This window comes from Methylobacterium sp. WL116, from assembly GCF_008039455.1.
GTDB lineage: Bacteria > Pseudomonadota > Alphaproteobacteria > Rhizobiales > Beijerinckiaceae > Methylobacterium.
Genome location: NZ_VRUV01000120.1, coordinates 1 through 10,440, shown reverse-complemented (window position 1 = coordinate 10,440; position 10,440 = coordinate 1). Strand labels below are relative to the sequence as shown.

Genomic DNA, 10,440 nt, shown 5'->3' with positions numbered 1-10,440 from the left:
GGGCGCGGTCGGCGCCGCCGCTTGGCTTCCGGCTTGCGCTGCCGCTTGGGTCGCTCCTGGTCCCGTCGTCGAGGAGACCTCGGCCTGCTTGCGCGCCTCGCGGGCCTCCGGCCGGTTCAGCAGCCCCCAGGCGGAGGCGCCGACGACGAGCCCGCCCGCGATGCGGAGCGCGCCGAGCGACACGCCGAAGAAGTTGAGGATCGGCGCGCCGGCCCACAGCGCCGCCAGCATGATCAGCAGCGCGTATCCGCCGATCCGGCCGGCGAGCCAGACCCGGTCGTCGTGGCTGTGCCCCGCCGTCACCTGCGCGAAGATCAGCGCCCCGCCGAGCGGGTTGACGATCGAGAACAGGCTCGAGAGCGCGAGCAGGAACTGCTGGATGGCCGCTTCGACGCTCATGGTGTCTTCGCGATCTCCGTCGAGACGGGGTTGGGCCGGGCCGCCGGCGTCGGCGTGCGGAGCGTCGGGCTTAACCCGGCGCGGGCGCCGGCACGAGCACCCGCGCGGGCGCGAGGCGGCGGGCGCGGTGGACCTGCTGCACGGTGATCGGCCGGTAGAGCTGCTTGGTGGCGTGCACCACGTGGAGGCCGGCGAAGGGGAGCGAGAGGCCCGTCCCGACCCGCTCCCAGGCGGCGGCGGTCTGCAGCATCACCCGCGAGCGCAGCGGCGGCATGTACAGCGTCTCCGCCCAGTCCTCCGGCGAGAACAGCGTGTCGCGCATCAGCCGGCTCAGCTGCGAGCGGCTGTAGGGCTGGCCGTGCCCGAACGGCGTCGCGTCGCGCCGCGCCCAGACCCCGCGCCGGTTCGGCACGACGAGGATCATCCGCCCCCCCGGCGTCAGCGTGCGCCAGACCTCCCGGAGCAGTTCCGTCGGGCTCTCCACCGCCTCGAGCGCATGCACCAGGATCACCCGGTCGATCGCCGCATCCGGCAGCGGCATCATCGTCGGGTCGGCGAGCGCCGAGCACGAGCGGCCGGCGCCGGGCCAGTTCACCACCCCTTGCGTCGCCGGCATGAAGGCCAGCGTCCGCTCGGCGATGCAGTGAACCGGGCTCAGATAAGGCACCGCATAGCCGAGCCCGAGCACGCGCAGGCCGGAGACCGAGCCGAGGAAGCCGTGCAGGGTGCGGGCGACGATCCGGTGCGTCGTGACGCCCAGCGGCGTGGCGTAGAAGGCCCGCAGGTCGGTGACGTCGAGGCGCATGGGTCGGAGCTGGAGCGGCGTCGGGGAAGGCCGGCGTCCCGGCCCGATGGCGATTCAATGGGGCCGGGCACCCGCCGCGACAAGGCGCAGGCGGCGACTTGCAGGGCGACGCGCCGGGGAACCCCCCGGTTTCCGCATCCGTTCCCCGCCCGATACGGCCGGACCGGCCGCGAGCCCGGAGACGCGTTCATGGCCACGGCCCCCGAGATCCGTACCTTCCTGTGCCGCAGCGACAACATCGGCGTGCTCATCCGCGACCCCGCCACCGGCGCCTGCGCGGCGATCGACGTGCCGGAGGCGGCGCCGGTCCTGGCGATGCTGACGCAGACCGGCTGGCGGCTCACCGACATCCTGGTCACCCATCGCCACGGCGACCACATCGCGGGCATCCCGGAGGTCAAGCGCGCGACCGGCGCCCGCGTCACTGCCCCGGCCAAGGCCGGCCCGGCGATCCCCGACGTGGACCGCACCGTGTCGGAGGGCGACACCGTCCGGGTCGGCGACCTCTCGGCCGAGGTGTGGGAGACGCCGGGGCATTGCGCCGACCACGTCACCTACTGGTTCGCCGAGCCGGGAATCGTGTTCTCCGGCGACACCCTGTTCACCCTCGGCTGCGGCCGGGTGATGGAAAGCCCGCCCGAGACCCTGTGGCGGTCGCTCGAGCGGTTCCTGCCGCTGCCGGATGCGACACAAGTGTACAGCGGGCACGATTACGTGCTGTCGAACGCCCGCTTCGCGGTCGCAGCAGAGCCCGGCAACGCGGATCTGCACGGCCGCCTGCGCGAAGCGGAAGAGCTAAAATCCTCCGGCCGCTTCCTGGTTCCCTCTACGATGGCGGCGGAACGGGCGACCAACCCGTTCCTGCGAAGCGGCCTGCCGGCACTGAAGACGGCGGTGGGACTCGACGAAGCTGCTGACCCGTCAACGGTTTTTGTTGCACTGCGAGAATGGAAGAACCGCTTCTGACGCACAGGTTTTCAAGGAAATTTTGTTGCCTTCTCAAAGAGAAGTGAACATAGGACATTCGACAGGCGCTAAACCGTCTGATCGATAGGCTCCCGGAGGGAGGCTCGACGTCAACGGAAGCGTGTTCCCGCTTCTTTCGGTCAGATGGGGGTCCGTCTCGCCTTACCACCTCTCGTCCTCACGCCTCCCGCTTCCCTTCCTTCAACCGGATCCCGAGCCGCGTTCCGAAGAGCCCGCCGCCAAAGCGACGGCGACGGGACGGTCCCCGTCCGATGCGGACCGTCCGGCCCGCGCCCCCGCGGCCGCCCGATCCCGGGTGGCGCCGATCTCCGCCGACGTGCGGCTGCTCGGGATCGCCACCGAGCACCTGGCCCGGCTCGGCCCCAAGCGGGTCACCGTCGTCGCCGTCGCCGCCGAAGCCGGCATGACGCACGCCAACGTCTACCGCTACTTCCCCTCGAAGGACGCCCTGCTCGACGCCGTCGCCGGCCGCTGGCTGCGGGACATCGAGACCCGCCTGGCCGGCATCGCCGACGCGCCCGACCCGGCCGACGACAAGATCGAGCGGCTGCTGACCGCGCTCGCCGCCCTGCAGCGCGACGCGCTCCAGGACGAGCCGAACCTGTTCGCGGTCCATCTCGACGCCACGGTCGCCGCCAGGCCGATCGCCCGCCGCCACCGGGTCCGCCTGCGCAGCCTGGTCGAGCGGGTGATCGAGGAGGGGATGGCCACCGGCACCTTCTCGGCGCGCGACCGCGAGCGCGCCATCGCCTACATCTTCGATGCGAGCTACCGCTTCACCCATCCCCTGGCGATCCAGCACGACGCCGAGGTGCCGCGCGATCTGGTCGACGCCCGCTTCGGCGCGGTGATTCACGCGATCCAGCGGGTGCTGCGCGCGGGTATCCTCTGAGCGGAATGACAGGTTCAAAAAGTTGTCATAGCGCCGATCCCGAATTGGCAATCTCCTCCTAAAGCCCTCGAAAAGCTTAGCTTTTCGAGGGCTTTGTTTTGTGCGCCGCACATCCGCCCTGGCCCGAACCCTGCTTGGGCGATCTGCGTCGGGTTGATGGGGCGGTGCTTTTCGGCCACACAGCCGCGCAGGAAAACCGGTCGCGTCGGGCGGCGCCTCGGACGGACTTTCGACCCCCGAGTCGTCGACGCGCTCGCCTCACCCTTTCACGCTAAGCTGGAGACGTCTCGGACATGGCACGCAGCAAGATCGCGCTCATCGGCGCCGGCCAGATCGGCGGAACGCTGGCGCACCTCGCCGGTCTGAAGGAACTCGGCGACGTCGTGCTGTTCGACATCGTCGACGGCGTGCCGCAGGGCAAGGCGCTCGACATCGCCGAATCGGCCCCGGTCGACGGCTTCGACGCGAAGTATTCGGGTGCGAGCGACTATTCGGCGATCAAGGGCGCCGACGTGGTGATCGTCACCGCCGGCGTGCCGCGCAAGCCCGGCATGAGCCGCGACGACCTGATCGGGATCAACCTGAAGGTCATGGAGGCCGTCGGCACCGGCATCAAGGAGAACGCGCCGGACGCGTTCGTGATCTGCATCACCAACCCGCTCGACGCCATGGTTTGGGCGCTGCAGAAGTTCTCGGGCCTGCCGACGAACAAGGTCGTCGGCATGGCCGGCGTGCTCGACTCGGCCCGCTTCCGCCACTTCCTGGCCGAGGAGTTCAAGGTCTCGGTCGAGGACGTCACCGCCTTCGTGCTCGGCGGCCACGGCGACGACATGGTGCCGCTCACTCGCTACTCGACGGTCGCCGGTGTGCCGCTGACCGACCTGGTCAAGCTCGGCTGGACCACCCAGGAGAAGCTCGACGCCATGGTCGAGCGGACCCGCAAGGGTGGCGGCGAGATCGTCAACCTGCTGAAGACCGGCTCGGCCTTCTACGCGCCGGCGGCCTCCGCCATCGCGATGGCCGAGAGCTACCTCAAGGACAAGAAGCGGGTCCTGCCCTGCGCCGCCTACCTCGACGGCCAGTACGGCATCTCCGGCATGTATGTCGGCGTGCCCGTCGTGATCGGCGAGAACGGCGTCGAGCGCGTGCTCGAGGTGACCTTCGACGCGGCCGAGAAGGCGATGTTCGAGAAGTCGGTCGGCGCGGTGAACACGCTGATCGAGGCCTGCAAGGGCGTGAACCCGGCGCTCGCCTAAAAACATTGGGCGAATAGCGAATAGGGGCTAGCGAAGACAGAGCCACGTGCTCTCTGCTGCCCCGGCTCGCTATTCGCCATTCGCCACTCCCTATTCGCCTGCGGAGCGCACATGAACATCCATGAATACCAAGCCAAGGCGGTGCTGAAGGAGTTCGGCCTGCCCGTCTCCAAGGGCGTCGCGATCTTCAGGCCCGAGGAGGCGGAAGCCGCCGCGCGCGAGCTCGGCGGCCCGGTCTGGGTGGTGAAGTCGCAGATCCACGCGGGCGGGCGCGGCAAGGGCACCTTCAAGGGCGCGCCGGCCGGGGCCAAGGGCGGCGTGCGCGTCACCAAGTCGATCGACGAGGTGAAGCAGTTCGCCGGCGAGATGCTCGGCCAGACGCTGGTCACGATCCAGACCGGCGAGGCCGGCAAGCAGGTCAACCGGCTCTACATCGAGGAAGGCGCGCAGATCGCCGCCGAGTTCTACCTGTCGATGCTGGTCGACCGCGAGACCGGGCAGGTCGCCTTCGTCGTCTCGACCGAGGGCGGCATGGACATCGAGACGGTGGCCCACGACACCCCCGAGAAGATCGTCACCTTCTCGGTCGACCCGGCCACCGGCATCATGCCTCATCACGGCCGCGCCGTCGCCAAGGCGCTGGGGCTCGCCGGCCCGCAGGCGAAGGAAGCGGGCGAGCTCACCGCCAAGCTCTACGCGGCCTTCACGGCCAAGGACATGAGCATGCTTGAGATCAACCCGCTGGTGCTGACCGGCGACGGCCATCTCAAGTGCCTCGACGCCAAGATCTCGTTCGACTCGAACGCGCTCTACCGCCACCCCGACATCGTCGCGCTCCGCGACGAGACCGAGGAGGACGCCAAGGAGATCGAGGCCTCGAAGTACGACCTCGCCTACATCGCGCTCGACGGCACGATCGGCTGCATGGTCAACGGCGCCGGCCTCGCCATGGCGACGCTCGACATCATCAAGCTCTACGGCGAGGAGCCGGCGAACTTCCTCGACGTCGGCGGCGGCGCGACCGAGGAGAAGGTCACCGCGGCCTTCAAGATCATCACCGCCGACCCGCAGGTGAAGGGCATCCTCGTCAACATCTTCGGCGGGATCATGAAGTGCGACGTCATCGCCCGCGGCGTGATCGCGGCGGTGAAGACGGTGGGCCTGGAGGTGCCGCTCGTCGTGCGCCTCGAGGGCACCAACGTCGAGGAAGGCAAGGCGATCATCAGCGGCTCGGGGCTCAACGTGATCCCGGCGGACGATCTCGACGACGCCGCGCAGAAGATCGTCGCCGCCGTGAAGAAGGGCTGAAGCGTTATGTCCATCCTCATCGACGCGAACACCAAGGTCATCTGCCAGGGCTTCACCGGCAAGAACGGGACCTTCCATTCCGAGCAGGCGCTGGCCTACGGCACCAAGATGGTCGGCGGCACCTCGCCCGGCAAAGGCGGCTCCAAGCACCTCAACCTGCCGGTCTTCGACACGGTCGGCGAGGCCCGCGAGGCCACCGGCGCGACCGCGTCCGTGGTCTACGTGCCGCCGCCGGGCGCGGCCGACGCGATCTGCGAGGCGATCGCGGCCGAGATGCCGCTGATCGTCTGCATCACGGAAGGCATCCCGGTGCTCGACATGGTGCGGGTCAAGCGTGCGCTGATCGGCTCGAAGTCGCGCCTCATCGGGCCGAACTGCCCCGGTGTCGTCACCGCCGGCGAATCGAAGATCGGCATCATGCCGGCCAACATCTTCAAGCCGGGCTCGGTCGGCATCGTCTCGCGCTCCGGCACGCTGACCTACGAGGCGGTGTTCCAGACCTCGACCGCCGGCCTCGGCCAGACCACCGCGGTCGGCATCGGCGGCGACCCGGTGAAGGGCACCGAGTTCATCGACATGCTCGAGATGTTCCTCGCCGACGAGAAGACGACGTCGATCGTGATGATCGGCGAGATCGGCGGCTCGGCCGAGGAGGAGGCGGCGCAGTTCCTGGCCGACGAGGCCAAGCGCGGCCGCAAGAAGCCGATGGTCGGCTTCATCGCCGGCCGCACCGCGCCTCCGGGCCGCCGCATGGGCCATGCCGGCGCGATCATCTCCGGCGGCAAGGGCGGCGCCGAGGACAAGATCGCGGCAATGGAGGCCGCGGGCATCCGCGTCTCGCCGTCGCCGGCGCGCCTCGGCTCGACGCTGGTCGAGGTCCTGAAGGGCTGAAACCGAGTGACAGCCGCGCGCGTATGACCCGCGCGCGGCTGTGTTGCAGCGCACGCAAGCCGGTGACGCCCATATGATGGGCGACGGAGCGCCCGCTTCGTGCGCCCACAGGAATCGCAGCGCGGCCCGCGCCTTCCGCTCGCGGAGGCGCCTCCCGCGCGATGACGCGGCTCATCCGCACCGGCGGAGGGCCCGAAGGACAGGATGACCCGCCGATGGCACGCCAGGACGTGAACGAAGCGCTGCTGGAAACCTCGTTCCTCTACGGCGGCAACGCCGCCTACATCGAGGAATTGCAGGCGGCCTACGCCCGCAACCCGGCTTCGGTCGACCCCGAGTGGCAGAGCTTCTTCAAGGGGCTCGGCGAGGACGAGACCCTGGTCGAGAAGAACGCGGCCGGCGCCTCGTGGACCAAGCCGAACTGGCCGGTGCCGGCCAACGGCGAGATCGTCTCGGCGCTCGACGGCAACTGGGCGACCCTGGAGAAGGCGGTCGGCGAGAGGATCCTCGCCAAGGGCGCGGAGAAGGGCGAGCAGAGGCCCGGCAAGCCCGCCGACGGCCTCGCCGTCACCGGCAAGACCGGCGTCTCGGTCGAGCAGGCGACCAAGGATTCGGTTCGCGCGATCATGCTGATCCGCTCGTACCGCATGCGCGGCCACCTGCACGCCAAGCTCGACCCGCTCGGGCTGGCCCCCCGCGGCGACCACGAGGAACTGCATCCGCAGCATTACGGCTTCCTCGAATCCGACTGGGACCGGCCGATCTTCCTCGACAACGTGCTCGGGCTGGAATTCGCCACGATCCGCGAGATCGTCGCGATCCTGGAGCGGACCTACTGCCAGACCCTCGGCGTCGAGTTCATGCACATCTCCGATCCTGAGGAGAAGGCGTGGCTGCAGGAGCGCATCGAGGGCAAGGACAAGGAGATCTCGTTCACCCCCGAAGGGCGCCGCGCGATCCTCAACAAGCTGATCGAGGCCGAGGGCTTCGAGAAGTTCCTCGACCTCAAGTACACCGGCACCAAGCGCTTCGGCCTCGACGGCTCGGAGGCGATGATCCCGGCGCTCGAGCAGATCATCAAGCGCGGCGGCGCGCTCGGCGTGCGCGAGATCGTGCTCGGCATGGCCCACCGTGGGCGCCTCAACGTGCTCACCAACGTGATGGCAAAGCCGTTCCGTGCGGTGTTCAACGAGTTCAAGGGCGGCTCAGCCTCGCCGGCCGAGGTCGAGGGCTCGGGCGACGTGAAGTACCATCTCGGTGCCTCGTCCGACCGCGCCTTCGACGGCAACAACGTCCACCTGTCGCTCACCGCCAACCCGTCGCACCTCGAGATCGTCGATCCCGTGGTGCTCGGAAAGGTCCGCGCCAAGCAGGACCAGCGCGCCAAGCCGAACGTCGTGCGCGCCAGCGTGATGCCGCTCCTGATCCACGGCGACGCGGCCTTCGCCGGCCAGGGCGTGGTCGCCGAGTGCCTCGGGCTGTCGGGCCTGAAGGGCCACCGCACCGGCGGCTCGATCCACTTCATCATCAACAACCAGATCGGCTTCACCACCGATCCGCGCTTCTCGCGCTCCTCGCCGTACCCGTCCGACGTGGCGAAGATGGTCGAGGCGCCGATCTTCCATTGCAACGGCGACGACCCGGAGGCGGTGACCTTCGCCACCAAGGTCGCGGTCGAGTACCGCCAGAAGTTCGGCAAGCCGGTCGTGATCGACATGCTGTGCTACCGCCGCTTCGGCCACAACGAGGGCGACGAGCCGGCCTTCACCCAGCCGAAGATGTACCAGCGCATCCGCAAGCACACCTCGGTGCTGGAGAGCTACGCGCGCAAGCTGATCGAGAACGGCACCCTGAGCCAGGAGGCCTACGACGCCCGAAAGGCCGAGTTCCGGGCGATGCTCGACGCCGAGCTCGAGGTCGCCGGCACCTACAAGGCCAACAAGGCCGACTGGCTCGACGGGCGCTGGTCCGGCTTCAAGGCCGTGCACGAGGACGTGGACGACCCGCGCCGCGGCCGCACCGGCGTGCCGGTCGAGACCCTGCGCGAGATCGCGCAGAAGATCACCCAGGCGCCCCCCGGCTTCCACCTGCACCGCACGATCCAGCGCTTCATGGACAACCGCGCCAAGGCGGTGGAGACCGGCGTCGGCATCGACTGGGCGACCGCCGAGGCCCTGGCCTTCGGCGCGACCATGCTCGACGGCAACCGCGTCCGGCTCTCGGGCCAGGACGTCGAGCGCGGCACCTTCTCGCAGCGCCACGCCGTGGTGATCGACCAGGAGAACGAGCAGCGCTTCACGCCCCTCAACGCCATCCGCGAGGGCCAGGCGCCGCTGGAGGTGATCAACTCGATGCTGTCCGAGGAGGCGGTGCTCGGCTTCGAGTACGGCTACTCGGCGGCCGAGCCGAACGCGCTCGTGCTGTGGGAGGCGCAGTTCGGCGACTTCGCCAACGGCGCGCAGGTGGTGATCGACCAGTTCATCGCGTCCGGCGAGCGCAAGTGGCTGCGCATGTCCGGCCTCGTGATGCTGCTGCCCCACGGCTACGAGGGGCAGGGGCCGGAGCACTCCTCCGCCCGCCTGGAGCGCTACCTCCAGAGCTGCGCCGAGGACAACATGCAGGTTGCCAACTGCTCGACGCCGGCGAACTACTTCCACATCCTGCGCCGGCAGCTGAAGCGCGACTTCCGCAAGCCGCTGATCCTGATGACGCCGAAGTCGCTGCTGCGCCACAAGCGGGCGGTGTCGACGATCGAGATGATCGCCGAGGGGTCGAGCTTCCACCGCATCCTGTGGGACGACGCCGAGCACGACGAGAGCGGGGTCAAGCTCGTCCGCGACGACAAGGTCCGCCGCGTCGTGCTGTGCTCGGGCAAGGTCTACTACGACCTGTTCGAGGAGCGCGAGAAGCGCGGCGTCAACGACGTCTACCTGCTGCGCGTCGAGCAGCTCTACCCATTCCCGCTCAAGGCGTTGGCCAACGAGATGGGCCGCTTCCGCAATGCCGAGGTGGTGTGGTGCCAGGAGGAGCCCAAGAACATGGGCGCCTGGGCCTTCGTCGAGCCCTACCTCGAATGGGTGCTCGGCCAGGCCGGCTCCGCGGTGAAGCGCGCCCGCTACGTCGGCCGCCCGGCCTCGGCCTCGACCGCCGTGGGGCAGATGTCGAAGCACCAGGCCCAGCTGCAGGCCTTCCTCAACGAGGCCCTCGCGGTCTGAATGTCCTCACCTATGGCGGCGGCTCTCCGGGGCCGCCGCTCACCCTTCCCGGCCGTCCGGTACGGCCCAACCGATCCGGCATGAGCTGACACAATGGCAACCGACATCCTCGTCCCGACGCTCGGCGAATCCGTCAGCGAGGCCACCATCGGCCGCTGGTTCAAGAAGCCGGGCGACACGGTCGCGGCCGACGAGCCCCTGGTCGAGCTCGAGACCGACAAGGTGACCCTCGAGGTCAACGCCCCCGCCGCCGGCGAGCTCGGCGAGATCCTGGTCAAGGACGGCGAGACGGTGGAGCCGGGCGCGCTGCTCGGCTCGATCGTCGAGGCGAGCGGCGGCGGCGCCAAGCCCGCGCCCAAGGAGGCCGCGCCCAAGGAGGCCGCGCCGAAGAAGGAGGCCGAGGCCAAGTCCGAGAGCCGCAGCGAGGCGCCGAAGGCGTCCGCCCCCGATGCCAAGGCGGTCGAGGAGGCCCCGGCCAAGGAATCGGCCGCCGGCTACGGCAACCACGGCGACGCGGCGCCCCCGGCCGCCCGCCCCTCCGACGACAACGGCCCGGCGGTCGGCAAGCTGTCGCGGGAATCGGGCATCGACCCGTCGAGCGTCAACGGCAGCGGCAGGGACGGCCGCGTGACCAAGGGCGACATGCTCGGCGCGATCGCGAAGGGGCCCGCGCAGGCGGCTCCCGCC

The 10,440-nt window shown here is 69.5% G+C and carries 9 protein-coding genes; 7 read left to right on the top strand and 2 right to left on the bottom strand.

Annotated features, from left to right (window positions below; all coding sequences use genetic code 11):
- The coding region (locus FV223_RS11455; RefSeq protein WP_147727164.1) for a MarC family protein at window positions 1-399 on the bottom strand (399 nt) is incomplete at its 3' end.
- A 70-nt stretch (window positions 400-469) separates the two neighbouring features.
- Window positions 470-1,204 (bottom strand): class I SAM-dependent methyltransferase, encoded by a 735-nt coding sequence (locus FV223_RS11450; RefSeq protein ID WP_147727163.1) that lies wholly within the window; start codon window positions 1,202-1,204, stop codon window positions 470-472.
- Between the two features lie 189 nt (window positions 1,205-1,393).
- Here FV223_RS11450 and gloB point away from each other — a divergent pair, with 189 nt between their 5' ends.
- From gloB to FV223_RS11415, 7 genes are all read left to right on the top strand, one after another.
- Window positions 1,394-2,170, top strand: a complete 777-nt coding sequence (gloB, locus tag FV223_RS11445; protein WP_147727162.1) for a hydroxyacylglutathione hydrolase — start codon at window positions 1,394-1,396, stop codon at window positions 2,168-2,170.
- A 316-nt stretch (window positions 2,171-2,486) separates the two neighbouring features.
- On the top strand, window positions 2,487-3,083 hold the full coding sequence (locus tag FV223_RS11440; protein ID WP_243932769.1) for a TetR family transcriptional regulator: 597 nt from the start codon (window positions 2,487-2,489) through the stop codon (window positions 3,081-3,083).
- A gap of 293 nt (window positions 3,084-3,376) precedes the next feature.
- A complete protein-coding gene (gene mdh / locus FV223_RS11435) occupies window positions 3,377-4,339 on the top strand; it encodes a malate dehydrogenase (RefSeq protein WP_147727161.1) in 963 nt (320 codons plus the stop codon).
- Between the two features lie 111 nt (window positions 4,340-4,450).
- Complete coding sequence (gene sucC, locus FV223_RS11430) at window positions 4,451-5,647, top strand: ADP-forming succinate--CoA ligase subunit beta (RefSeq protein WP_147727160.1); 1,197 nt, start codon at window positions 4,451-4,453, stop codon at window positions 5,645-5,647.
- A 6-nt stretch (window positions 5,648-5,653) separates the two neighbouring features.
- A complete protein-coding gene (gene sucD / locus FV223_RS11425; RefSeq protein WP_147727159.1) occupies window positions 5,654-6,538 on the top strand; it encodes a succinate--CoA ligase subunit alpha in 885 nt (294 codons plus the stop codon).
- A 215-nt stretch (window positions 6,539-6,753) separates the two neighbouring features.
- Window positions 6,754-9,753: a 2-oxoglutarate dehydrogenase E1 component gene (locus tag FV223_RS11420; protein ID WP_147727158.1), complete on the top strand. Its 3,000-nt coding sequence runs from the start codon at window positions 6,754-6,756 to the stop codon at window positions 9,751-9,753.
- A gap of 93 nt (window positions 9,754-9,846) precedes the next feature.
- The coding region (locus tag FV223_RS11415) for a biotin/lipoyl-containing protein (protein ID WP_187276121.1) at window positions 9,847-10,440 on the top strand (594 nt) is incomplete at its 3' end.